This is a genomic window from Amycolatopsis albispora (assembly GCF_003312875.1).
GTDB classification, from domain to species: domain Bacteria; phylum Actinomycetota; class Actinomycetes; order Mycobacteriales; family Pseudonocardiaceae; genus Amycolatopsis; species Amycolatopsis albispora.
The window spans coordinates 8,398,221-8,422,367 of record NZ_CP015163.1 but is presented as its reverse complement, the minus strand read 5'-3'; the positions used below and the strand labels follow the sequence as shown (position 1 = coordinate 8,422,367).

Annotated in this window: 17 protein-coding genes (1 of these 17 cut by a window edge); 6 read left to right on the top strand and 11 right to left on the bottom strand. The window is 71.1% G+C overall.

The window, feature by feature from the left end; genetic code table 11:
• The first annotated feature begins 6 nt into the window (after positions 1–6).
• Positions 7–1,047: a MupA/Atu3671 family FMN-dependent luciferase-like monooxygenase gene (locus A4R43_RS39185; protein ID WP_113696697.1), complete on the top strand. Its 1,041-nt coding sequence runs from the start codon at positions 7–9 to the stop codon at positions 1,045–1,047.
• Complete coding sequence (locus A4R43_RS39180) at positions 1,038–1,628, top strand: HAD family hydrolase (RefSeq protein WP_113696696.1); 591 nt, start codon at positions 1,038–1,040, stop codon at positions 1,626–1,628. The genes A4R43_RS39185 and A4R43_RS39180 overlap by 10 nt, the downstream gene beginning before the upstream one ends.
• Here the strand turns inward: A4R43_RS39180 and A4R43_RS39175 are convergent.
• Together A4R43_RS39175 and A4R43_RS39170 are read right to left on the bottom strand one after the other, a co-directional pair.
• Positions 1,609–2,559 carry a nucleoside hydrolase gene (locus A4R43_RS39175; protein ID WP_113696695.1) on the bottom strand — a complete coding sequence of 317 codons (951 nt, stop codon included), beginning with the start codon at positions 2,557–2,559 and terminating at the stop codon, positions 1,609–1,611. The two genes, A4R43_RS39180 and A4R43_RS39175, sit on opposite strands and share 20 nt — an antisense overlap.
• Entirely contained in the window at positions 2,549–2,764 is a 216-nt protein-coding gene (locus A4R43_RS39170; protein WP_113698181.1) for a three-helix bundle dimerization domain-containing protein, read from the bottom strand. Before A4R43_RS39170 ends, A4R43_RS39175 begins: the two co-directional genes overlap by 11 nt.
• Positions 2,765–2,868: 104 nt before the next feature.
• Between A4R43_RS39170 and A4R43_RS39165 the strand changes: the two genes are divergently transcribed.
• Together A4R43_RS39165 and htpG are read left to right on the top strand one after the other, a co-directional pair.
• Complete coding sequence (locus tag A4R43_RS39165) at positions 2,869–3,837, top strand: LLM class F420-dependent oxidoreductase (protein WP_113696694.1); 969 nt, start codon at positions 2,869–2,871, stop codon at positions 3,835–3,837.
• A 103-nt stretch (positions 3,838–3,940) separates the two neighbouring features.
• Entirely contained in the window at positions 3,941–5,752 is a 1,812-nt protein-coding gene (gene htpG / locus A4R43_RS39160) for a molecular chaperone HtpG (RefSeq protein ID WP_113698180.1), read from the top strand.
• A 291-nt stretch (positions 5,753–6,043) separates the two neighbouring features.
• On the opposite strand, the gene A4R43_RS39155 is transcribed toward htpG, so the two are convergent.
• Entirely contained in the window at positions 6,044–6,475 is a 432-nt protein-coding gene (locus tag A4R43_RS39155; protein WP_113696693.1) for a PPOX class F420-dependent oxidoreductase, read from the bottom strand.
• Complete coding sequence (locus A4R43_RS39150; RefSeq protein WP_113696692.1) at positions 6,472–7,365, bottom strand: NAD(P)-dependent oxidoreductase; 894 nt, start codon at positions 7,363–7,365, stop codon at positions 6,472–6,474. Before A4R43_RS39150 ends, A4R43_RS39155 begins: the two co-directional genes overlap by 4 nt.
• 27 nt (positions 7,366–7,392) lie before the next feature.
• Between A4R43_RS39150 and A4R43_RS39145 the strand changes: the two genes are divergently transcribed.
• Positions 7,393–7,848, top strand: coding sequence for a MerR family transcriptional regulator (locus A4R43_RS39145; RefSeq protein ID WP_335645137.1), 456 nt, complete (start codon positions 7,393–7,395; stop codon positions 7,846–7,848).
• Here the strand turns inward: A4R43_RS39145 and A4R43_RS39140 are convergent.
• The 6 genes from A4R43_RS39140 to A4R43_RS39115 form a co-directional block, all read right to left on the bottom strand.
• Complete coding sequence (locus A4R43_RS39140) at positions 7,788–9,206, bottom strand: alpha/beta hydrolase (RefSeq protein ID WP_113696691.1); 1,419 nt, start codon at positions 9,204–9,206, stop codon at positions 7,788–7,790. The genes A4R43_RS39145 and A4R43_RS39140 overlap by 61 nt on opposite strands.
• A 54-nt stretch (positions 9,207–9,260) precedes the next feature.
• Positions 9,261–10,280 (bottom strand): 3-dehydroquinate synthase family protein, encoded by a 1,020-nt coding sequence (locus A4R43_RS39135; RefSeq protein ID WP_113698178.1) that lies wholly within the window; start codon positions 10,278–10,280, stop codon positions 9,261–9,263.
• Positions 10,280–10,963 (bottom strand): HAD-IA family hydrolase, encoded by a 684-nt coding sequence (locus A4R43_RS39130; RefSeq protein WP_113696690.1) that lies wholly within the window; start codon positions 10,961–10,963, stop codon positions 10,280–10,282. The genes A4R43_RS39135 and A4R43_RS39130 overlap by 1 nt, the downstream gene beginning before the upstream one ends.
• Complete coding sequence (locus A4R43_RS39125; protein ID WP_113696689.1) at positions 10,960–12,033, bottom strand: Gfo/Idh/MocA family protein; 1,074 nt, start codon at positions 12,031–12,033, stop codon at positions 10,960–10,962. The genes A4R43_RS39130 and A4R43_RS39125 overlap by 4 nt, the downstream gene beginning before the upstream one ends.
• A complete protein-coding gene (locus A4R43_RS39120) occupies positions 12,030–13,088 on the bottom strand; it encodes a DegT/DnrJ/EryC1/StrS family aminotransferase (RefSeq protein ID WP_418190781.1) in 1,059 nt (352 codons plus the stop codon). The genes A4R43_RS39125 and A4R43_RS39120 overlap by 4 nt, the downstream gene beginning before the upstream one ends.
• Positions 13,089–13,394: 306 nt before the next feature.
• On the bottom strand, positions 13,395–14,195 hold the full coding sequence (locus A4R43_RS39115; protein ID WP_236808530.1) for an ROK family protein: 801 nt from the start codon (positions 14,193–14,195) through the stop codon (positions 13,395–13,397).
• Between the two features lie 127 nt (positions 14,196–14,322).
• Here A4R43_RS39115 and A4R43_RS39110 point away from each other — a divergent pair, with 127 nt between their 5' ends.
• Positions 14,323–14,757 carry a type II 3-dehydroquinate dehydratase gene (locus A4R43_RS39110; RefSeq protein WP_113696687.1) on the top strand — a complete coding sequence of 145 codons (435 nt, stop codon included), beginning with the start codon at positions 14,323–14,325 and terminating at the stop codon, positions 14,755–14,757.
• Between the two features lie 81 nt (positions 14,758–14,838).
• Here the strand turns inward: A4R43_RS39110 and A4R43_RS39105 are convergent, their stop codons facing one another.
• Positions 14,839–24,147: the final stretch of a type I polyketide synthase gene (locus A4R43_RS39105; RefSeq protein ID WP_113696686.1), read on the bottom strand. 20,286 nt of this gene lie beyond the right edge of the window; the window shows 9,309 of its 29,595 coding nt (coding positions 20,287–29,595); its start codon lies off the right edge, out of view — the gene reads right to left on this strand; the stop codon is at positions 14,839–14,841.

Genomic DNA, 24,147 nt, shown 5'->3' with positions numbered 1-24,147 from the left:
GTGGCCATGGACTTCAGCCTGCTCTACTTCGCCAACCGCGAGGTGACCGATCCGCCGAAGGAGTACGACCTGCTGCTCGATTCGGCGCGGTTCGCCGACGAGCGCGGGTTCACCGCGCTGTGGTTGCCGGAACGGCACTTCCACCCGTTCGGCGGCGCGTACCCGAACCCGGCGCTGGCCGCCACCGCGCTGGCCGTGTCGACCAGCCGGGTCCGGTTGCGCGCCGGGAGCGTGGTGCTGCCGCTGCACGACCCGCTGACCGTGGTCGAGGACTGGTCCTTCGTGGACAACCTGGCCCGCGGCCGGGTGGACCTGGCGCTGGCCACCGGCTGGAACGCCAACGACTTCGCGCTCGCCCCGGACCGGTACGCCGGGCGGCGCGAGTACGTCTTCGAGCACCTGGACACACTGCGCGACCTGTGGGCGGGCAAGCCGGTGACCAGGGTCAACGGCGACGGCGCGGAGGTGGAGATCACCACCTACCCGCGTGCGGTGCAGCCGGACCTGAACCTCTGGCTGACCTGCTCGTCGAACCCGGCCAACTTCGCCGAGGCCGGGGCGCGCGGCATCAACGTGCTCACCGCGCTGCTGTTCCAGGAGGTCGACGACCTGGTGCCGCGCATCGAGGCGTACCGCGAGGCGCGGGCCGCCGCCGGGTTCGACCCGGACGCGGGCACGGTGACGGTCATGCTGCACACCTTCGTCGGCGAGACCGACGACGCCGTGCGCGAGGTGATCCGCGAGCCGTTCCTCGGCTACCTCGAGTCCTCTGTGGACCTTTGGCGCAGCAAGTGGCCGGAGCTGAACGACGCCAAGCAGGGCAACCTGCTCGACCACGCCTTCGAACGCTACTTCCGGTCGTCGGCGTTGTTCGGCTCGGTGGCCCGCTGCGCGGACTTCGTGCGGAACCTGTACGAGGTGGGCGTGGACGAAGTGGCCTGCCTGATCGACTTCGGCGTACCGGACCGGCAGACGCTGGCCTCGCTGGAGTACCTGGACCAGGTGCGGCTGGCCGTGAACTCGCCGGGAGGGCTGCCATGCCGGTGACCACCGTCAGCGACCTGCCGCTGGAATGGACCTCGCCGGTACTGACCTCGCGTGACCCCGGCGCGGGTTCGGGGGTGGTGGTGTGGGACCTCGACCTGGTCCTGCTGCCGTCGCGGCGGCTGGACCGGGAGGCGCACCGGGTCGCGTTCGCCAGGGTGACCGGCAAGCGGCCGGTGCACGAGCCGCCGATGCTGGACCAGACGGATCCGCTGTTCGCGGTGGAACTGCTGTGCCACAACGGTTACGCCCTCATCCAGGCGCGGCGCACGCTGCCGGTGTACCTACCCGCGCTGGCGACGGCGTACCGCGCGCTGGCGAAGCGGCGGCCGTGGCTGCTGCCGCGCCCGTGCGAGGACGCGTTTGCCCGGTTGCGCCGGAGCGCACCGGTGCCGGGCGTGGTGCAGGCTTTTGTCACCGCGAAACTGCGGCCGAGCGCGGTGCTCACGCTGGCCGCGACCGGCCTGGACCGCTACCTGGACCCGGCCGCCGGCGCCTACGGCTCGGACCACGCGAACCGGGCGAAGCTCACCGGCATCGCCCTGGCCCGCGGGGACGACCTGCTCAGGCGAAGGTGGTCGTGAGGGTCTCGACGAGGATGGCCGGGTCGGCGCTGAAGGCGACATGCGCGTTCGGCTCCCCCACCGCGTTCGGCCGCGTGTCCATGACCGTCCGCCCCACCGTGAGCGAACTCGAAGTGTCGACCGTGACGTGCAGGTGCCGGGTGGTGATGATCTCCGGCCGCACCAGGTAGGCGGTGCACACCGCGTCGTGCACCGGCGCGGCGTCGGTGGCCGAGATGCCGTGGCCCGCGCTGTACGCGTCGATGCGCCGGGTGATCAGGTCCGCCGCCGCGCGCCCGGCCGGGGTGCCCAGCGCGGCCATCGCCTCGCAGTCCCGGCGCGTGACCAGCGCCTGGTGCGTGGCGTCCAGCGGGACCAGGGTCAGCCGCTCGAACCCGGCGGAGAACACCATCGCCGCGGCCTCCGGATCGGCCCACACGTTGAACTCCGCCGACGCCGTGACGTTGCCGTACGCGTGCGCGCCACCCATCACCACCAGTTCGTCGACGGCCTCCACCACCGACGGGTCGATGGCCAGCACGGTGGCGATGTTGCTCAGCGGCCCCACCGGCACCAGCGTCAGCCGCGACGTCGCCGACCGCAGCGTCTCGAGCAGGAACTCCACGGCCGTGCTGTCCCGTGCCTTCGACCGCGCCTCGGGCAGCGGCAGCGAAGTGCCGTGCATATCGCGGTCGGTGTCGCGCTCGTAGTGCTTCTGCCCCGGGAAGCCCCGCCGCGCGATCGGGTGCGCCAGGCCGGGGTGGACCCCGACGTCGGACCGCCCGATCAGGTCGAGCACCCGCAGCGTGTTGTCCGTGGTGTGCGCGAGCCCCACGTTGCCGTTCACCGTGGTGACCCCGGCCAGCTCCAGCTCCGGGTGCAGCGCCGCGTGCAGGATCGCCACGGCGTCGTCGGTACCGGTGTCGACGTCCAGAATCAGCCTACGTGCCAACAAAACCTCGTTCCAGCTTCGGCCGGACCGCGCGTTCGACCAGCACCGGGATGAAGCTCAGCACCCTGGCGCCGCTGAACCGGCCAGCCTCCTGCTCCACGCACCGGTGGACGGTGCGCGGCGGGACGTCCGAGTAGTCCCGCGCGAGCCGTTCCTCCAGGGCGCGCAGCTGTTCCGACAACTGTTCTCCGTGCAGATCATCCATGGTGGTCACCCGATGCGGTTACCCCACTCACTGAACTCAGTATGAACTACAGGTGAACGAACGGTACGAGGTTTCCCGGCCCGCCGAACGGGAACGCGGAGGGCATGCGATTCGGGTACACGCTGATGACCGAGCAGGCCGGGCCGAAGGATCTCGTGCGCTTCGCCGGGGAAGCCGAGCGCGCCGGGTTCGACTTCGAGGTGCTGAGCGACCACTATTCGCCCTGGCTGGACGAGCAGGGGCACGCGCCGTACGCGTGGAGCGTGCTGGGCGCGGTCACCCAGTCGACCGGGCGCGTCGAGCTGATGACCTACGTGACCTGCCCGATCATGCGCTACCACCCGGCCGTGGTGGCGCAGAAGGCGGCGACCACGCAGTTGCTCGCCGACGGCCGGTTCACCCTCGGCCTCGGCGCGGGCGAGAACCTCAACGAGCACGTGGTCGGCCAGGGCTGGCCGCCGGTGAACGTCCGGCACGAGATGCTCGGCGAGGCCGTGGACATCATCAACGGGCTGTTCGAGGGCGGCTACTTCAACTACGCGGGCAAGCACTACCGCGTCGACTCGGCCAAGCTGTGGGACCTGCCGGAGACCCGGCCGCGGGTCGGCGTGGCGGTCTCGGGTGAGCAGTCGATCGCCGCCTTCGCCCCGAAGTCGGACCTGATGATCTCCACCGAGCCCAAGGCCGAGCTGTGCCGGTCGTGGGACCAGCACGCCGGCCGGTCCACCCGGAAGGTCGGCCAGCTGCCGATCTGCTGGGACCCGGACCGCGGTGCCGCGGTCGAGCGCGCGCACGAGCAGTTCCGCTGGTTCGCGGGCGGCTGGAAGGTCAACGCCGAGCTGCCGGGCACCCCGGCCTTCGCCGGGGCGACGCAGTTCGTCCGGCAGGAGGACGTGGCGCAGTCGATCCCGTGCGGCCCGGACGTCGAACCGATCCTGGAGGCCTTCCGGGGCTTCGCCGACGCGGGCTACACGGACGTGGCGCTGGTGCAGATCGGCGGCGAGCACCAAGACGGGTTCTTCGGTTTCGCCGAGCGGGAACTGCTGCCCGCCCTCCGCGAAAAGCTGGGGTGAGCACCGGGGATAATGAGGGCTCAACGTCCAACCTGGTGAGCCCGAAAGGAATCCGGTGGAAACGCTCGAGTTCCAGGCCGAATCGCGCCAGTTGCTGCAGTTGATGGTCCACTCGCTCTACTCGAACAAGGACATCTTCCTGCGCGAGCTGATCTCCAACGCGTCCGACGCCCTCGACAAGCTCAAGCTCGAGGCGTACCGCAACAAGGACCTGGACGCCGACACGACCGACCTGCACATCCGGCTGGAGGCCGACCAGGAGGCCAGGACGCTGACCGTGCGGGACAACGGCATCGGCATGTCCCGCGACGAAGTGATCGAGCTGATCGGCACCATCGCCAAGTCGGGCACGGCGGAACTGCTGCGGAAGCTGAAGGAGGCCAAGGACTCCACCGCATCGGCCGAGCTGATCGGCCAGTTCGGCGTCGGCTTCTACTCCAGCTTCATGGTCGCCGACAAGGTCACCCTGGTGACCCGGCGCGCCGGCGAGAGCCAGGGCACCCGCTGGGAGTCCACCGGCGAAGGCACCTACACCATCGACGAGGTCGAGGACGCCCCCGCGGGCACCGCGGTCACCCTGCACCTCAAGCCCGAGGACGCCGACGACCACCTCTACGACTACACCGCCGACTGGAAGCTCAAGGAGATCGTCCAGCGGTACTCCGACTTCATCACCTGGCCGGTCCGCCTCGGCAAGGACGGCACCGAGGCGATCAACTCGATGAAGGCGCTCTGGGCGCGGTCGAAGGACGAAGCGACCGAGCAGGAGTACCACGAGTTCTACAAGCACATCAGCCACGACTGGACCGATCCGCTGGAGACCATCCAGCTGCGGGCCGAGGGCACCTTCGAGTACCAGGCGCTGCTGTTCATCCCGTCGCGCGCGCCGCTAGACCTGTACCTGCGCGAGCGCAAGCGCGGGGTGCAGCTCTACGTCAAGCGCGTGTTCATCATGGACGACTGCGAAGCGCTGATGCCGGAGTACCTGCGGTTCGTCAAGGGTGTGGTGGACGCGCAGGACCTCTCGCTCAACGTCTCCCGCGAGATCCTGCAGCAGGACCGGCAGATCCAGCTGATGCGCCGCCGCCTGGTGAAGAAGGTGCTCAGCACGGTCAAGGCCATGCAGAGCACCGAGCCGGAGAAGTACGCGACCTTCTGGAAGGAGTTCGGCCCGGCAGTCAAGGAGGGCCTGGTCAACGACACCGACAACCGCGAGACGCTGCTGGAGATCGCGTCGTTCGACTCCACGCACGACGCCGAGAAGCCGACCACGCTGCGCGAGTACGTGGAGCGGATGAAGGACGGCCAGGAGCACATCTACTACCTCACCGGGGCGTCGCGTGCGCTGATCGAGCACTCGCCGCACATGGAAGCCTTCCAGGCCAAGGGGTACGAGGTGCTGGTGCTGACCGACGCGGTGGACGAGATGTGGGTCGAGTCGGTGCCGGAGTTCGACGGCAAGAAGTTCCAGTCCATCGCCAAGGGCCAGGTCGATCTCGACTCCGACGAGGAGAAGAAGGACAACGACGAGCAGCGGCAGGAGTTCGCCGGGCTGCTGAGCTGGCTGGGCGAGACGCTCTCGGAGCAGGTGAAGGAGGTCCGCCTGTCGTCGCGGCTGACCACCTCGCCGGCGTGCATCGTCGGTGACGCGAACGACATCTCGCCGACGCTGGAGAAGATGTACCGGGCGATGGGGCAGGAGATGCCGCCGATCAAGCGCATCCTCGAGGTGAACCCGGAGCACGACCTGGTCACCGGGCTGCGCAAGGCCCACGAGGAACGCAAGGACGACCCGGCGCTGGCCGAAACCGCCGAGATCCTCTACGGCATGGCGCTGTTGGCCGAAGGCGGCGAACTGGCCGACCCTTCGCGCTTCATGCGCCTACTCGCCAGCCGCCTGGCCGCCTCCGTCTGACCGGGCCGCCGGATGTCACGAATGTGGCTTTCGGGACGCGAAACGTCTCGAAAGCCACATTCGTGACGCCGCCCAAGCCAAAGGCGGGAACGGTGAGCCGGGGACGAGACCGGCCGCCAGCCGGGAGCGGAACCAGGGAAGCACCCACACTCCCCCTTCCCCACCCCGATACACAGCCAGCACACGGCGAAGAACTCGTTGTCAAGGTACTCTTCCCAGCCTTGACAACGAGTTCTTCGCCGTCGTCACAATAAAAACTCGGGGTGGCTCCCCGCCCGAGCCCGGAAGCCCCTACCGCACCCGTTCCCCGTAAACGTGCTCGACCGACAGCTTCAACAGCACCCGCCGGTCCGACACCATCACCGACCGGTACTCGTCCCAGTCCGGGTGCTCGCCCGCCGCCTTGCGGTAGTAGTCCACCAGCGCCTCGACCTCCGGCCCGTGGGGATCGGCGCCGGGGCCGATCAGCGTGGCCGTGCCGTCGGCCGTCGCCCAGGACCAGCCGTCCGCGCTGGTCACTTCCAGCGAAGCCCGCGGATCCCGGCGCAGGTTCTTCGTTTTGGCCCGGCCCTCGGTCAGCGAGACGTAGATGATCTCGGCTTCACGGTCGTAATACGTGGTGACCGGCGAGAGCTGGGGACGGCCGTCGGCCTTGATCGTCGCGAGCACGCCCAGCTTGCTCTCGGCGAGCAGGTCACGCGGGTTGAACGTATCGGCGCTCAAGCGCCCACCTCCGAAGGCTTGCGGAACTGGTCGATCAAGCCAGCGTAACCATCCCCGCCGCGCCCCGCCGCGACCGCGCGCTCGCCCAGCGCCTTGATGAACGCGGGCAGTTCGGCACTCACCCCGAGCGCCTCGCTCTCGTCCACGAGGTGCGCCATCGCGCCGAGATGGGTGTCGATGGTGGAGTCGAACGCCGGGTAGGCGCCCTGGTCGATCTGCTCGGCATACGCGGGGAGCCACCCGGCGACGGTGGTCGCGCTGACCTTCGCCAGTTCGGTGAACGCCGAAGCGGGCACACCCGCGGCGCCGAGCAGCGCGGCGCCCTGGAGGAACCCGTTCAGAATGCTCCACATCAGGCCCAGCACGGCCACGTCGTACAGGGACGACAGGCCGTGGTCCTCGCCGAGGTGGGTGGTCGTGCCGAGGCTGCGCAACACCGGTTCGTGCTGGTCGAAGGCCTCCCGGGGACCGCTGTGCAGCAGCACGGCCTCCGCGGTGCCGATGGCCGCGGGCACGGCCATGATCGCGCCGTCGAGATAAGCCGCGCCGTGCCCGGCCGCCCAGGTCGCGGTCTCGCGGGCCTCCGCCGAGGTGCCCGAGGTCAGGTTCACCAGCACCCGGCCGTCGAGCAGGTCGCCGACCGGGTCGAGCAGGTCACGCAGGGCTTCGTAGTCGGAGACGCAGGCGATGATGAGCGTATTAGCGGAAACGGCGTCGCGGATCGAGGCGGCCAGGGTCGCGCCCTCGGCGACCAGGTCGTCCGCCTTGGCCGCGGTGCGGTTCCAGACGGTGGTGGCGTGGCCGTCGCGCCGGAGCGCACCGGCCAGTGCCCGGCCCATCAGGCCGAGGCCGAGCACGGTCACCGAGTTTGTCGGGTTGTTCGTGGTCATGTCGCTATGCTGAACCTTCACACCGGTATGAAGGTCAAGGAGGAGCCCGTGCTGATCGGGGAGCTGAGCAGGCGCACCGGCGTCGGCGCCCACCAGCTGCGGTACTACGAGGCGCAGGGCCTGCTCGAACCGGCTCGCGGCACCAGCAGCGGTTACCGCGAATACGGCGAGGACGCCGTGCTCACCGTGCGGCAGATCCGGAAGCTGCTCGACGCCGGACTGTCCACCCAGGCCATCGCCTACCTCCAGCCCTGCTTCAGCGGGACCGGCCCCGACCTGGTGCCCTGCCAGGAAACCCTGGACCTCCTCAACGACCGCCTGCAGGGCCTGGACGAGCAGATCGACACGCTCAACCGCACTCGCCAGGCCCTGCGCGACTACATCGCGGCCACCGAGGCCAGGATGCCCGAGTTCCCCCAGTACTACTGCCCGGACGAGGCGGGGCAGGTGGTGTCGGCCGGGAGCCGCCCGGAGAGCAGGTAACGCGTGACGGTTTCGTCGCCACACGCGTTGCCGTTGGCGCGATAGGCGCCGTGCCCGCCGGAGTCCACGGTGACCATGCGCGCCCGGTCGCCCAGCGCCCGGCGCATCTCCCGCGCGCCGGCCAGCGGGGTCGACGGATCGCGCTCGTTCTGCACCATCAGCACGTTCGACGGGCCGTGGTCGGTGATCCGCACCGGCTTCACCGGCTCGTACGGCCAGAACGAACACGGTGTGATGTTCACCGGCATGCCCGCGGTCAGCGGGAACCGCTCGCGGCTCTCCGCGACGGCACGCTCGTGCGCCCGCACCGAACCCGGCCACTCGACGTCGTTGCACACCGTGGTCACGGCCATCGCGCTGGCGTTCTGCAGCACGTCCTCCGGCGGCTGCGGCTGCACCGGGACCGCCGTGCCGTCCCTGGCCGCGATCATCAGCTGCGCGATCATCGGGAAGCCCGCGTCGGTGTACAGGTTGCGCAGCAACGCTTCCCGCAGCCCGTTCCCGGTCAGCCCGGGCATCGGCGTGCGGTCGAGCTTCGCGGCGAGGTCCAGGAACAGCGGGCGGACCGCCGCCGGATCGTCGGCCAGACGCAGCTGGTTGCCGGGATCGGCGGCCCAGCGGGCGAAGTCGGGGAACCGGTCCTCCACGCCGATCTGGTAGTTCGCCAGCCAGCCGCGGGCCACGCGGCGCGGGTCGCCGGTGCTGTCCAGCACCACCCGGTCGGTGTGCTGCGGGAACATCGTGGCGTAGACCGCACCGACGTAGGTCCCGTACGAAAGGCCCCAGTACGACAGTTTCCGCTCCCCCAGCGCCTGCCGCAGCCGGTCGAGGTCGCGCACCTCGTTCGGTGTGTTGATGTGCCGGAGCACCGGGCCGCCGTGCTCCGCGCACGCTTCGGCGATCCGCTCGCCCTGCACGACGTTGGCTTCGATCCCGCCGTCCGCATCCGGCCACGGCATCGTTTTCCCGTTGTCCTCCGGTGAAAGCGCACAGCTGATCGGCGTGCTCTTGCCGACCCCGCGCGGGTCGAAGCCCACCAGGTCGAACCGGTCACGCACCTCGGCCGGGATGTCCAATGTGGAGGGACGATTGAGCCCGGAGCTGCCGGGCCCGCCGGGGATCAGCAGCAGCACCCCGTGCCGCGCCTCCGGCTTCCTCGCCGGGATCCGTGACACCCGGACGTCGATCCGTTCGCCGTGCGGCTCGCGGTAGTCCAGCGGAACACGCAGGGTGGCGCATTCCTGCGCGCTACCGGCAACCGGGCACGGCTCCCACCGCAGGCGTTCGGGCGGCGCGGCGGCCGCCGCCGGGGTCACCAGACCCACCAGGCACAGGGCGCTGAGCAAGACCATCTTCATACCGGTCAGCCTGGCCCGTGCCACGCGCCGGTCCCACCGGGCCAGCCGCCGGGTTCACGGTAGGGCGGGCCCCACCGGCATCTGGCGCAACACCTCCAGCACCACGTCTTCGGGCACGTCACGCACCAGTTCGGCGCCGTCCGGGCCGTCCAGCGCGAACGCCAGCCCAGTGGTCGCCTTCTTGTCCATGCCCATCAACCGGACCAGCTCCGCCAGGTCGAGGCCGGGCGGCAGCTCCGACGGGCAGCCGTAGGACAGCACCACTTCGAGGTGCTCGTCCACGCGCGCCTGGTCGATCCGGCCGAGCGCACCGGCCAGCCGTCCGGCGAAAACCGTGCCGATCGCGACGGCTTCCCCGTGCCGCAGCCGGAAATCGGTGGCCCGCTCCAGCGCGTGCCCGAGGGTGTGGCCGTAGTTGAGGATGTGCCGCAGCCCGGAATCCCGTTCATCGGCCGCCACGATCTCCGCCTTGCGGCGCACGCTCGCGGCGATCTGCTCGTCGAGCGGCAGGGAGCGCAGCTCCCCCGCGCCGATGAAGTGCGCGCGGGCGATCTCGCCGTAGCCGTTGATCCACTCGCGGTGCGGCAGGGTCTCCAGGAACTCCGTGTCGCACAGCACCGCGGCGGGCTGCCAGTACGCGCCGACCAGGTTCTTGCCCTCGGGCAGGTTCACCGCGGTCTTGCCGCCGACGCTGGCGTCCACCTGCGCCAGCAGCGAGGTCGGCAGGTGCACCACCGGGATCCCGCGGTGGTACAGCGCCGCGGCCAGCCCGGCGACGTCGGTCAGGGTGCCGCCACCACACGACACCACCGCGTCCGAGCGGGTCAGCCCGAACCCGGCGAAGCGGCGGCACAGTTCCTCCACCGTCGCCAGGTTCTTGTCCTCCTCGCCCTCCCGACCGGTGAGCACGATCGACTCGACGCCGGGATCGGGCAGCCACCCGGCGGGCCGGGCCGACACCACCGCCACTCGCCGCACCCCCAGGCCGGCGAGCACCCCGCCGAGCAGGTGCCGCGTCCCGGCGCCGACGTGCACCGGGTACGACCGGTCGCCGAGATCGACGTCGATGCGCATCACGCGCTCGCCGCCACCGCGGACGGGCACCGCGCCAGCAGTTCCTCCGGGCGTTGGAGCACCACGTCCGGATTCGCCGCGAGCAGGTCGGCCGTATTGCCCTCGCAGCCCCAGACCGCGGCGATCGCGGTGACCCCGGCGGCCTGGCCGCTCTGGATGTCGGTGACCGCGTCGCCGATCATCATCGAGCGCTCCGGCGGCACCCCGAGCACGTCCATCGCGTGCCGCACGATGTCCGGCGCCGGTTTCGGGCGGGCGATCTCGTCCGAGCCGATCACCACGTCGAACAGCTCGATCAGGCCGAGGGTCTCCAGCAGCGACCGCGCCCGCGGGCCGCTCTTGCCGGTGGCCACGGCGATCCGGTGCCCGCGTTCACGCAGTTCACGGATCGTCTCCGGCACGCCGTCGTGGACCTTGACCTCACCGGCGAGGCGGTAGCTTTCGCGGACGAACGGCTCCTCCATCTCCAGCGGGAGACCCATGATCCGCATGATGTCGGGGAAGTACCGGCCGAGGTGCTTGTTGTACTCCTCGAACGGCGGGTGCCCCTCACCGACGACCTCGGCGTAGGCCAGGTCGAACGCCCGGCGCATCACCGCGAAGCTGTCCACGATGACACCGTCGAGGTCGAAGACCACGGCGAGCGGGCTGCCGGTGGCCGTCGGGCTGAGTTCGATCGTCACGCGGACCTCCTGCCCGAACGCTGCTGCACGGAGCCGTAAACCCCTTCGATCACCCGCACGGTCTTGCGGGCGTCCTCGATGGCCCTGCCCTGCGAAGCGGGATCCGCCAGCAGGCCGGGCAGTTCGTTGAGCTGCCGGTCGTACTCCGAGCCGATCGGCTCCTCCGGCACGGGCAGCACCACGGTTTCCCCGTCGCAGGTCAGGCTCAGCACGGCCTTGTCCTCGCGGTTCGGGCTGAAGCCGAAGGTGCAGCGCAGCCGGGCGGTGCCCTCGCTGCCGTGCACGGCCACCGTGGTCACGTCCCGCTGCTCGTGTGAGGCCCAGCTCGCGCGGACCAGCACCGACGTGCCGTCTTCGGTGACCAGGAAGGCGTTCGCGGTGTCCTCGACGTCACCGCCCGCGCCGGTGCCCGCGTCGTGGCGCCAGACCGCACCCCGCGAGCTATCGTTCACGAAGTCGGCGGACACGGACCCGGCGATCTGGTCGATCTCCGCGTCACCCAGCAGCGGCCCGGCCACGTCGAGCAGGTGCCAGCCGAGGTCGACCAGCGCGCCGCCACCGGCGTAGCGGCGGTCGGTGAACCAGCCGTCACCCGAGGGCACCCCGCGAGCGCGGATCCAGCTCAGTTCGAGGTGACGGATGTGACCGAGTTCCTTGCGCAGGTCGTGCAGCGCGAGGATGTCCGCGCGGAAGTTGGCCGCGCTGCCCGCGAGCAGGGTGGCGCGCCCGGCGCGTTCGGCGGCGGCCAGCGAGTCGACCTCCGCCGAGGACAGGCAGACCGGCTTCTCCAGGAACACCGAGATGCCGTCGAGCAGCAGGCCCTTGGCCACGTCGTGGTGCAGGTGGTTCGGCACCGCCACCACGGCGAGGTCCAGCGACAGTCCCTTGAGACCGTCCACACCGGACAGCAGCTGGAGGTCGCCGGCCTCACGGCCGACGGCGCTGCGGATGACCGCCTCGGGATCCACCGCGGCGACCACTTCGAAGGCGGGGTGGGCCCGCAGGCGGGGCAGCCAGATCGACCGCCCCGCCCAGCCGAGGCCAACCACCGCGACGCGGTAGGTCCTCATCGCGCGGCCAGCACTTCCGCCACGATCGCCGCGGTGTCGTGCATCTGCTGCTCGGTGCCCAGCAGGGTCCGGTGGTGCAGCCACACGCAGTCGCGGTACAGCTCTTCGGTGACCGGGCAGCGCGCGGCGATTTCCTCGACCGTCTCCGCGGGCGCGCCCTTCTCCCAGAAGCCCTCGACGCGGTAGATCGCGCGGAACGCGGCGAAGGCGGGCACGCCGCGCTCGATCAGCGCGTCGACCAGTTCGTTGCGCTGCTCCTCGGTGATGCCCGGCAGGCGGATCATCGCCATGTAGTGCGGGTTGCGGTCGCAGCGCTCGTCCCGCGACTGCGCGACCACACCGGGGATCTCGTCGAGCAGCCCGCCGAGCAGGCGCCAGCGCTCTTCGCGGGTGTCGATCTGGCTGTCCAGGCGGGCCAGCTGCGAACGCAGCACGGCGGCGCTGAACTCGTTCATCCGGAAGTTCGAGCCGGAGGTCTGGTGCAGGTAGCGGCGGTCGGTGCGCGGACGGCCGCAGCTGTGCCGGAGGAAGGCCTGCTCGTAGGACTCGGCGTCGGGGAAGGTCACCGCGCCGCCCTCGCCGGCGGTCATCAGCTTGCCGTTCTGGAAGCTGAACGCCGCGATCGAGCCCAGCTCGCCGACACGACGGCCCTGCCAGCGGGCGCCGTGCGCGTGCGCGGCGTCCTGGATGATGGCCACCCCGGCGTCGTTCGCGATCTTGGCCAGACCGTCCATGTCGGACATGTGGCCGGCCATGTGCACCGGCATGATCGCCTTGGTGCGGGTGGTGATCAGGTCGGCGGCGGCGCTGGCGTCGATGCAGTAGGTGTACGGGTCGACGTCCACCGGGATCGCGGTGCCGCCGAGGCGCTGCACCGCCTGCGAAGAGGAGATGAAGGTGAACGCGGGCACCAGCACCTCGGTGTCCGGGCCGACCCCCAGCACCTCCAGCGCCAGTTCGAGGGCGTGCGTGCCGTTGGTGACCGCGAGCGCGTGCGGGGCGCCGTGGTAGTCGGCGAACTCCTGCTCGAAGGAGTCGACCTCCTTACCGCCCATGCGCCACCAGCCGTCCTGGTTGAGCGCGCGCAGGAGGCCGTCGCGTTCGCCGTCGTCGTGCTGTGGCCATCCCGGGTAGTTCGGGGGTCCGGGGGTCGTCCCCCGAGCAGACGACACAGCGTATTCGGGGGCGGGAGTCGGACGAGAATTCATCGGGCTGCTCCGGTTCGGGTCGGCTTTTCGCGGAACCGAATTCCGCGGCTGACTTCGAGCGTAGGGGCGGGTTTTGGCACCCCCAACCCCGACGACCCCCCTAGCCGGTTCGGCCGGCAATTCGGTCCGGATATTCACCAGTGCGGCCGATTACTAGTGTTTTCCCCAGTGCTGATTGGCCGCCAGCAGCAGCGCGCCGTGCAGCGAGGAAAGCCCGCCCAGATTGGCAGGCTGGATCGGCACCGGCGGTTTCCCGGCCCTGGCCAGGGTTTTCGCCTGCGCGGCCACCTCGGCGGCGAAACCGGGCAGCGCGGCGGCGAACCCGCCGCCGATGACCACGCGGTCCGGGTGCGCCAGCTCCGCGATGCCGACCGCGGCGGTGGCCAGCGCGGCGCAGGTCTCCTGCACGGCGGCCAGTGCCCAGCCGGCGGCGTCCCGGTAGGCCTGGGTGAACTCGGCGAATTCCGGTTCCCTGCCGAGGATTCCGGCGGCACGGCGCAACGTGGCGGGGCCGGACGCGAGCGCCTGCACGCAGCCGGACCGCCCGCAGGTGCACAGCGGTCCGTTGCGGTCGACCACGAGATGCCCCAGCTCGCACGAGCCGCGCGCGAGCCCCGGCCACGGCCGCCCGCCCGAGACGATGCCTCCGCCGATCCCGGTGCCCACACCGAAGTAGACCAGGTCGGCACAGCCCGCCGCGTCGGCCTCGGCGACCGCGGCCAAGTCGCCGTCGTCGGCGAAACCCACCGGAACACTGGGGAAAATCTCGTCGAACAGGGTGTACAGGTTGGCGCCCGCCCAGCCTGGGCGGTTGGGCCAGGTGAGCACCGTGCCGGTGTGGTCGAGCGTGGCGGGCACGGCCACGCCGATCGCTTCGGGCTCCCCGAATTCCGCGACGGCGGCCGCGAGTTGCGCCAGGTCGTCGCGGATGTCGCGAAATGGCGCCCAGCGCAATTCGCCACTTCTCTCGCCGGAACGGAAGGCGACCTTGGTCCCACCGATGTCGATGCCGAGGTGATTGATGGTGTCCTCCCCGCCGGACTGAGCGATTTCGGGCGCGTTCGGTGTTAGGACTGCGAGTATGGACGAACTGCTGCTGATGAACGGCCCAAATCTGGGCATTCTCGGAAAACGTGAGGTCGAGGTCTACGGCACCAGCACGCTCGCCGACATCGAGGCGCTGGTCGCCGCCGAGGTGGCCGGGCGCGGCTGGCGGGTGACCTCGGTGCAGCACGACTGCGAGGGCGAGCTGATCCGGACGCTGCAGGACAGCTACGACACCGTGGGCGCGATCATCAACCCGGGCGCGCTGATGATCGCGGGCTGGTCCCTGCGGGACGCGCTGGCGAACTACCCGCGGCCGTGGATCGAGGTGCACCTGTCCAATGTGTGGGCCCGCGAGCAGTTCCGGCACGAGTCCGTGCTGGCCCCGCTGGCCACCGGCGTCATTGTCGGCCTGGGCGCCGACGGCTACCGCCTCGCCGCCCAGGCCCTGCTGCACCAGATCCCCGCCTGACCTCCTCGGCAGTGTCACGAATGTGGCTTTCGAGACGTCTGGCGTCTCGAAAGCCACATTCGTGACATCGGGGCGCCCCGATCAGGACATGCCCAGTTCCTCGTCCAGCAGGGCGAACACCTCGTCGTCCGAGGCGGAGTCGAGGTCCAGTTCAGCGTCCTCGGGCTTCGCCCCGGACCGCAGTGAGGCCCACCGCGTGCGCAGCACTTCGAGGCGGCCCGCCACCTGCTTGAACGTCTGGTCGTCGACCTCGGCACGGCCGATCGCCTGCTCCAGTTTCGCCAGCTCCGACAGCAGCGACGAACCGGCGTCGGGCGCCGACTCCGGCACCAGCTGACCCCGCAGCAACGCCACCAGCTCGGCCGGCGTCGGGTAGTCGAACACCAGCGTCGCGGGCAGCTTGAGGCCGGTGGCCCCGGTCAGCCGGTTCCGCAGTTCGACCGCGGTCAGCGAGTCGAAGCCCAGTTCCTTGAACTGCCGGTCCGGCTCGACCTCGCCGGCGTCGGCGTACCCGAGCACCGCCGCCACCTGCTCGCGCACCAGCGTCATCAGCGCCTCTTCGCGCTCGGTGTCGCTGAGCCCGGCGAGCCGCCGCAGCAGGGTGTCCGCGGTCTCGACCCCGGCCGCCGACCGCTTCGCCCGCGTCCGGATCAGCCCCCGCAGCAGCGGCGGGATCTCCGGCTGCGTCCGCAGCACCGACAGGTCCAGCCGCACCGGCAGCAACACCGGCTCGGCCGCGGCCAGCGCGGTGTCGAACAACGCCAGCCCCTGCTCGGCGGTCACCGCCGGCATGCCGGACCGCGCCATCCGGTCGGCGTCGGCACCGGACAGCATGCCCGTCCGCGCCCACGCGCCCCAGCCCAGCGACAACGCCGGGAGCCCGAGGTCGCGGCGGTGCGCGGCCAGCGCGTCCAGCCAGGCGTTCGCCGCCGCGTAGTTGCCCTGCCCGGCGTTGCCGAACACCCCGGCGGCCGAGGAGAACACCACGAACGCCGACAGCTCACCGGCGAGCGAGTGCAGGTTCCACACCGCGTCCACCTTGGGCCGCAGCACCGCGCTCAACCGCTCCGGCGTCAGCGACCCGATCGTGCCGTCGTCCAGCACACCCGCGGTGTGCACGATCGCCCGCACCGGATGCCGGTCGAACAACGCGCCGACCGCCTCGCGGTCCGTCACGTCACAGGCCTCGACCACCGCCGAAGCACCCAGTTCCGCGAGCTCGGCGACCAGTTCGTCCGCGCCGTCGGCGGCCGGGCCACGGCGGCTGACCAGCAGCAGGTCGGTCACACCGTGCGCGCTGACCAGGTGCCGGGCCACTTCCGCGCCCAGCCCGCCGGTGCCACCGGTGATCAGCACCTGACCGTCCCAGGCGACCGGCTCCCCGGTGCCAGCGGCCGCACGGGCGATCCGCGGTGCCAGCGCGAGCCCGTCGCGAATGGCCACCTGCGGTTCCTCCACGGTCAGCGCCTGCGGCAGCACCGCCACCGAAAGCCCGCCCGCGTCGAGATCGATCAGCCCGAACCGGCCGGGGTTCTCCGACTGCGCCGACCGCACCAGGCCCCAGACCGCCGCGGTGGCCAGGTCCGGTGAGTCGCCTTCCTCGGCGGCCACCGCACCCCGCGTGACAAAAACCAGCCGCGAATCGGCGAACCGTTCCTCGGCGATCCACTCCCGCAGCATGCCCAGCACCCGCGCACCCACCTCGTGCGCCGAGGCCACCACGTCCTCGGTCCCGGTGATCGGCGCGACCACCGTGCCGGGCACCTCACCCTCCACAATGGACGCGAGATCCGGGTAGGGTTCCCCGGCGGCCAGCGGTTCGGCCAGGCCCAGCTCGTCCGGCCCGACCACGGCGGTGGCCACCATGCCCGGCTCCATCGCCGCCGGCACCCAGTCCAGTTTGAACAGCGAATCGCGGGTCACGTCACCGAGCTGGTCCTTGGCCACCCCGCGCACCACCAGCGACGCGATCGAGGCGACCGGCTGCCCGGAGCTGTCGGCCGCGGCGACCGCCATCGTGTCACCCGCGGTCCGGATGCGAACCCGCAGCGTGCGCGCCCCGGTCGCGTGCAGTGAGACGCCTTCCCAGGAGAACGGCAGCCCGCCCTCACCGGACCCGGCCAGCAGGGAGGCGTGCAGCGTCGAGTCCAGCAGCGCCGGGTGCAGCCCGAAGCCGTCCACCGCGACGTCCTCGTCCAGCTCGACCTCGGCGAAGAGGTCGTCGCCGTCCTGCCAGACCGCCCGCAGGCCCTGGAAAACCGGCCCGTAGCCGAAACCGATCTCGGCGAACCTCTCGTAGCAGCCCGCCACCGAGACCACTTCCGCACCGGCGGGCGGCCAGGCCGTCGCGTCGAACTCGGCGCGCTCGGTCCCTTCGGCCAGCGAACCGGTGGCGTGCTCGGTCCACGGCAGGTCGACCGCGTCCTCCGGCCGCGAGTACACCGCGACCGGGCGGCCACCTGACTCGTCCGGCGCGCCCACCGACACCTGGACCTGCACGGCCCCGGACTCCGGCAGCACCAGCGGCGCGGCCAGGGTCAGCTCCTCGATGCGGTCGCAGCCGAGTTCGTCACCGGCCCGCAGCGCCAGTTCGACGAACGCGGTGCCCGGCAGCATCGGCCGTCCCATCACCGTGTGGTCGGCCAGCCACGGGTGCGAGCCGAGCGAGAGCCGGCTGGTGAACAGCACCCCCTGCCCGGCCGCGAGTTCGACGGCCGCGCCCAGCAGCGGGTGCTCCATCGAGACCAGCCCCAGCCCGGAGGCGTCCCCGCCGCGGGAAACCGAACCCGACGGCCAGAACCGCTGGTGCTGGAAGGCGTAGGTCGGCAACTCCACCTGTCGTGCCCCCGTTCCGGCGAAGACTCCTCGCCAGTCGATGTCCACTCCGGACACGTGCAGCCGGGCGAGCGCGGTCAGCGCGGCCTGCTCCTCGTCGCGGTCCTTGCGCACCATCGGCACCAGCACCGCGTCCTCGGGCGCGGATTCGGCGGCCATCGCGGACAGCACGCCGTCCGGGCCCAGTTCGAGGAACGCCGTGACCCCGTCCGCCACCAGCGTTTCCACGTTGTCGGCGAACCGGACCGCGTCACGCACGTGCCGCACCCAGTAGTCCACTGTGGTCACATCGCCGGTGGCCACCACCGGGATCTCGGGCTGAGCGAAGGAAAGCCCGGCGACCACCGTGCGGAACTCGTCCAGCATCGGGTCCATCAGCGGCGAGTGGAACGCGTGCGACACCGGCAGGCGGCTGGTCTTGCGGCCGTCGGCCTGGAACTTCGCGGCGATCTCGGTCACCGGGTCCTCGGCACCGGCGATCACCAGCGAGGTGGGCCCGTTCACCGCCGCGATCGACACCTGGTCGGTAAGCAACGGCGTGACCTCGTCCTCGGTGGCCTGGACCGCCACCATCGCGCCACCTGCTGGAAGCGCCTGCATCAGCCGGGCCCGCGCGCTGATCAGCGTGCACGCGTCCGCCAGGCTGAGCACCCCGGCCACGTGCGCGGCCGCCACCTCACCGATCGAATGCCCGGCGACGTAGGCGGGCTTGACACCCAGCGATTCCGCGAGCCGGAACAACGCCACTTCGAGCGCGAACAACGCGGGTTGCGCGTTCCCCGTCTGGTTCAGCGCCTCCTGATCGCGGCCCCACATGACCTCACGAACGTCCAGGTGTGCCAGCACCTCGTCCAGCGCGGCCTGGAACACCGGGAACCGGTCGTACAGCTCCTGACCCATGCCGATCCGCTGCGAGCCCTGGCCGGAGAACAGCACCGCCAGCGTGCGCTGGTCCGCGACCCCGCGCGCCGCCTCGGCAATTCCGTCCTCAGTGGACAGCAGCACCGCGCGGTGCTCGAACGATGCCCGCTGGGTGATCAGCGAAAGGCCCACGTCCACCGCCACCCGGCCGTCCGCGAATTCGCTGATCCGCTCGACCTGGCCGTCCAAAGCGGCCGCCGTCTTCGCCGAAACCGGCAGCGGCACGTACTCCGGCTCGATCTCCGGGACCTCCAGCGCCGCGGTGCTCCGCGGTGCCTGCTCCAGGATCACGTGCGCGTTGGTGCCGCTGATGCCGAACGAGGACACCGCGGCCCGGCGCGGCCTGGCCACCTCGGGCCATTCGGTGACGTCGGTGAGCAGCTCGACCGATCCGGCCTCCCAGTCCACATGCGACGACGGTGTGCCGACGTGCAGCGTCTTCGGCAGGGTGCCCTGCCGCATCGCCATCACCATCTTGATCACCCCGGCGACCCCGGCCGCGGCCTGCGTGTGGCCCAGGTTCGACTTGATCGAGCCCAGCAGCAGCGGTTGCTCGCGGTCCTGCCCGTAGGTCGCCAGCAACGCCTGCGCCTCGATCGGGTCACCGAGCGAGGTGCCGGTGCCGTGTGCCTCCACCGCATCGACGTCCGTTGTGGACAGCCCAGCCGAAGCCAGTGCCTGCCGGATCACCCGCTGCTGCGAGGGACCGTTGGGCGCGGTCAAACCATTCGACGCGCCATCCTGGTTCACCGCGCTGCCACGAACCACCGCAAGCACCTGGTGCCCGTTCCGCCGCGCGTCCGAAAGCCGCTCCAGCACCACCAGGCCGACCCCCTCCGACCAGCCGACCCCGTCGGCGTCGTCGGAGAACGCCTTGCACCGGCCGTCCGGTGAAAGGCCGCGCTGCCGCGAGAACTCCACCAGCGCCGACGGCGTGGACATCACCGTCACGCCACCCGCCAGGGCCAGCGAGCATTCACCCGCCCGCAGCGCCTGCATGGCCCAGTGCATCGCGACCAGCGACGACGAGCAGGCGGTGTCGATGGTGACCGCCGGGCCTTCGAACCCGAAGGTGTAGGCGACCCGGCCGGACGCCACGCTCGGTGAGGAACCGGTGCCCTGATGGCCTTCCAGGTCCCCGCCGCCCAGGCCGGCGCCGTAGTCGTTGTACATCACGCCGGTGAACACCCCGGTCGCGCTGCCGTGCAGCGAGGTCGGGTCGATCCCGGCCTGCTCGACGGCCTCCCACGCGGTTTCCAGCAGCAGGCGCTGCTGCGCGTCGGTGGCCAGCGCCTCACGCGGGCTCATGCCGAAGAACGCCGGATCGAACTCGCCCGCGTTGTGCAGGAACCCGCCCGAACGCGAGTACGACGTGCCGGGGTGGTCGGGGTCCGGGTGGTACAGCCGGTCGAGGTCCCAGCCGCGATCGGTCGGGAAACCGCTGATCGCGTCGGTGCCGTCGAGCGCGAGCTGCCACAGGTCCTCGGGCGAGGACACCCCGCCCGGGTACCGGCAGGCCATGCCGACGATGACGATCGGATCGTCGGAGACCACCTTGGTGACCTGCTCCGGGATCACCACTTCGGCGTCGAACAGCTCGTCGCGGAGGTAACCGGCCAGCGCGCTGGTGTTCGGGTAGTCGAAGATCAGCGTCGCGGGCAGCCGCAGCCCGGTCACCGCGCCGAGCCGGTTCCGCAGCTCGACGGCGGTCAGCGAGTCGAAGCCCAGCTCCTTGAACTGGCGCGTCGGCTCGATCTTGGTGCCCTCGGCGTGCCCGAGCACCGCCGCGACCTCACCGCGCACCAGCTCGAGCAAGGCTTCCGTGCGGCCGGCCGAGTTCATCGCCGACAGGCGCTGGACCAGCGAGGCAGCCGTCTGCGCCCCAGCCGCCGAGCGCCGCGAACGGGTGCGGATGAGCCCGCGCAGCAGCGGCGGGATCTCCGGTTGCGCCCGCAGCACCGGCAGGTCGAGCCGGACCGGCATGACCATCGCGGCCTCGCCGGACAGCGCCGCGTCGAACAGCGCCACCCCGGTTTCGGCGTCGATCGCGGGCATGCCCGACCGCGCCATCCGCTCGGCGTCGGAGGCGACCAGCATGCCGGTGCCCGCCCAGGCACCCCACGCCAGCGACAACCCCGGCAGCCCGGCGGCACGCCGCTGCTCGGCCAGCGCGTCCAGGAACGCGTTGGCGGCGGCGTAGTTGCTCTGCCCCGGCGTGCCGAACACCCCGGCGGCCGAGGAGAAGACCACGAACGCGTCCAGGTCGCCGGCGAGTTCGTGCAGGTGCCAGGCGGCGTCCACCTTCGGCTGGAACACCAGGTCCAGCCGCTCGGGGGTCATCGAGCCGAGCACGCCGTCGTCGAGCAGCCCGGCGGTGTGCACCACGGCGGTCACCGGGTGCGCGTCGAGCAGGGCGGCGACGGCGTCGCGGTCGGAAACGTCGCACGCCACCAGGTCCACGTGCGCGCCGCGGGCTTCGAGGTCGGCGACCAGATCGGCGGCGCCCTCGGCGTCGTGCCCGCGGCGGCTGACCAGCACCAGGTTGGTCACGCCGTGCTCGGACACCAGGTGCCGCGCGAGCACGCCGCCGAGCCCGCCGGTGCCACCGGTGATCATCACGCGGGCGTCGGGGCTCCACTCGAGCCGGTCCTCCGGTGCCACCACCCGGGCGACCCGCGGCGCGAACAGCTTCTCCCCGCGAATCGCAAGCTGCGGCTCGTCGGCCGCCAGCGCCCGCGTCAGCAGTTCGCCGTCCCCATCGACCAGCGCGAACCGGCCGGGGTTCTCGGCCTGGGCAACGCGCACCAGACCCCAGATCGCCGCGGTGACCGGGTCGGGCACCTCACCCTCGGCGGCGGCAACCGCGCCCTGGGTGACGATCGCGAGCTTGGCGTCGGCGAACCGGTCGTCCGCGAGCCAGCCCTGGAGCAGCGCGAGCACGCGCCCGGTCACCTCGCGGACCGCCTCCGGCACTTCGCCTTCACCGGGAGCGATCCGGGCGACCACCACCTCGGGAACGTCCACAATGGAGGCAAGCGAGCCGGTCAGTTCCGCTGTTGACGGCCCTTCCTCCGGAACGGCCACGGAAGTCCAGTCCACAGTGAACAACGAGTCGGCGGTGCTGTCGGTGGTCACCGCCTCGGCGGCCTTCAACGCCAGCGTTTCCACCGACACCACCGCGCCACCGGACGGGTCGGCCGCGGCGATCGAGATGCCGTCGGCCTTGCGGGTCAACCGGACGCGCAGCGCGGAAGCCCCGGTCGCGTGCAGCGACACGCCTTCCCAGGCGAACGGCAGCCCGCCCTCACCTGAACCGGCCAGCAGCAGGGCGTGCAGCGTGGCGTCCAGCAGCGCCGGGTGCAGGCCGAACGCGCCGGGCTCGACCGGCAGGTCCACCTCGGCGAACGTGTCGTCCCCGCGTTGCCACACCGCGCGCAGGCCCTGGAACACCGGGCCGTAGGCGAATCCGGTCTCGGCGAACGTGTCGTAGCAGCCTTCGACCTCGACCGGTTCGGCGTCGGCGGGCGGCCATTCCGTGGTGTCGAAGGCAACCTGCCGTTCACCCTCGGCCAGCACACCGGTGGCGTGCTGCACCCACGGCTGATCGACCGCGCCTTCCGGCCGCGAGTACACGGCCACCGGACGGCGTCCCGACTCGTCGGGCGCGCCCACCGCGACCTGCGTCTGGACGGCCCCGCGCTCCGGCAGCACCAGCGGTGCGGCCAGGGTGAGCTCGTCGATCCGGTCGCAGCCGACCTCATCACCGGCCCGCAGCGCCAGCTCGACAAACGCCGTGCCCGGGAACAGGACCTGCCCCATCACCGCGTGATCGGCGAGCCACTGGTGCGAGCCGAGCGAAAGGCGGCTGGTGAACAGCAGGCCCTCGCCCTCGGCCAGGTTGACCGTGGCCCCGAGCAGCGGGTGCTGGACCGGCTCCAGGCCGAACCCGGACGCGTCGCCGATCCGCGCGACCACCGGCGGCCAGTACGACTGCCGGTCGAAGGCGTAGGTCGGCAGGTCCACCCGCTGCGCGCCGGTGCCGGTGAACAACGCCTTCCAGTCCACCCGGACGCCGTTGACGTGCAGGCGGGCCAGCGCGGTGACCGCGCTCAGTTCCTCGTCGCGGTCCTTGCGCAGGACCGGCACGGCGATCGACTCGGGCGCGATCTCGGCGGCCATCGCGGACAGCACGCCGTCCGGGCCGACCTCGATGAAGTGCGCCTCCCCGGCGGCGGCGAGGTGGTCGGCGAACCGCACGGTGTCGCGCACGTGGTTCACCCAGTAGTCCACTGTGGTCACATCACCGCTGGTGCGCAGCGGGATGCGCGGCTCGCTGAGCGTGATGCCGTCGATGGCGGCCCGGAACTCGTCGAGCATGGGGTCCATCAGCGGCGAGTGGAACGCGTGGCTGACCTTGAGGCGCGAGGTCTTCTCGAAGCCTTCGGCGATGGCGAGCACCTCGGCCTCGTCACCGGCGATGACCACCGACGAGGGCCCGTTCACCGCCGCGATCGATACCCCCTCGGTGAGAGTGATCTCGTCTTCGGTGGCCTTGATCGCCACCATGGCACCGCCGGTCGGCAGCGCCTGCATCAGGCGAGCCCGGGCGCTGACCAGGGTGCACGCGTCCACCAGGGACAACACGCCCGCCACATGCGCGGCCGCGATCTCGCCGATGGAGTGGCCGACCAGTTGGTCCGCCCGGATGCCCCACGACTCCAGCAGCCGGAACAACGCCACCTCGATGGCGAACAACGCCGGCTGCGCGTTCCCGGTCTGGTTCAGCGCTTCCTGATCGCCACCCCACATGACCTCGCGGACGTCCAGGTGTTCCAGCACCTCGTCCAGCGCCGCCGCGAACACCGGGAACCGCTTGTACAGCCCGCGTCCCATGCCGATCCGCTGGCTGCCCTGCCCGGTGAACAACAGCACCGTCGGCCGGTTCACCACCGCACCACGCGCGATCTCGTCGATTCCGTCCTCAGTGGACAGCAACACCGCGCGGTGCTCGAAGGTGGAGCGGGTGGTCACCAGCGAGTAACCGATGTCGACCGGGGTGCGGCCGTCGGCGAACTCCTCGATCCGCTCGACCTGCCGGTCCAGCGCCTCCGCCGACTTCGCCGACACCGGCAGCGGCACCACCTCGGGCTCGACCTGCGGCGCCTCGATGGTGCGCGCGGGCCGCGGCGGCTGCTCCAGGATCACGTGCGCGTTGGTGCCGCTCACACCGAACGACGAGACACCCACCCGGCGCGGCCGCTCGTCCTGCGGCCACTCGGTGACCTCGGTGAGCAGCTCGACCGAACCGGCCTCCCAGTCCACATGCGACGAGGGCGTGTCCGCGTGCAGTGTCTTCGGCAGCAGGCCCTGACGCAGGGCCATCACCATCTTGATCACCCCGGCGGCTCCTGCGGCGGCCTGGGTGTGCCCGAAGTTGGACTTGACCGAGCCCAGCAGCAGCGGCCGTTCCCGATCCTGGCCATAGGTGGCGAGCAAGGCCTGCGCCTCGATCGGGTCACCCAGCGTGGTACCGGTCCCGTGCGCCTCCACCGCGTCGATGTCCTTAGTGGACAAGCCGGCCGAGGCCAGCGCCTGCCGGATCACCCGCTGCTGCGACGGCCCGTTGGGAGCGGT

Excerpts from the sequence above, each read along its gene's own strand:
- A4R43_RS39185 (WP_113696697.1), top strand. The coding sequence starts at position 7 with ATGGACTTCAGCCTGCTCTACTTCGCCAACCGCGAGGTGACCGATCCG.
- A4R43_RS39125 (WP_113696689.1), bottom strand. The coding sequence starts at position 12,033 with ATGAGGACCTACCGCGTCGCGGTGGTTGGCCTCGGCTGGGCGGGGCGG.
- A4R43_RS39110 (WP_113696687.1), top strand. The coding sequence starts at position 14,323 with ATGGACGAACTGCTGCTGATGAACGGCCCAAATCTGGGCATTCTCGGA.
- A4R43_RS39170 (WP_113698181.1), bottom strand. The coding sequence starts at position 2,764 with ATGGATGATCTGCACGGAGAACAGTTGTCGGAACAGCTGCGCGCCCTG.
- A4R43_RS39120 (WP_418190781.1), bottom strand. The coding sequence starts at position 13,088 with ATGGGCGGTAAGGAGGTCGACTCCTTCGAGCAGGAGTTCGCCGACTAC.
- A4R43_RS39140 (WP_113696691.1), bottom strand. The coding sequence starts at position 9,206 with ATGAAGATGGTCTTGCTCAGCGCCCTGTGCCTGGTGGGTCTGGTGACC.
- htpG (WP_113698180.1), top strand. The coding sequence starts at position 3,941 with ATGGTCCACTCGCTCTACTCGAACAAGGACATCTTCCTGCGCGAGCTG.
- A4R43_RS39150 (WP_113696692.1), bottom strand. The coding sequence starts at position 7,365 with ATGACCACGAACAACCCGACAAACTCGGTGACCGTGCTCGGCCTCGGC.
- A4R43_RS39180 (WP_113696696.1), top strand. The coding sequence starts at position 1,038 with ATGCCGGTGACCACCGTCAGCGACCTGCCGCTGGAATGGACCTCGCCG.
- A4R43_RS39165 (WP_113696694.1), top strand. The coding sequence starts at position 2,869 with ATGCGATTCGGGTACACGCTGATGACCGAGCAGGCCGGGCCGAAGGAT.
- A4R43_RS39145 (WP_335645137.1), top strand. The coding sequence starts at position 7,393 with ATGAAGGTCAAGGAGGAGCCCGTGCTGATCGGGGAGCTGAGCAGGCGC.
- A4R43_RS39135 (WP_113698178.1), bottom strand. The coding sequence starts at position 10,280 with ATGCGCATCGACGTCGATCTCGGCGACCGGTCGTACCCGGTGCACGTC.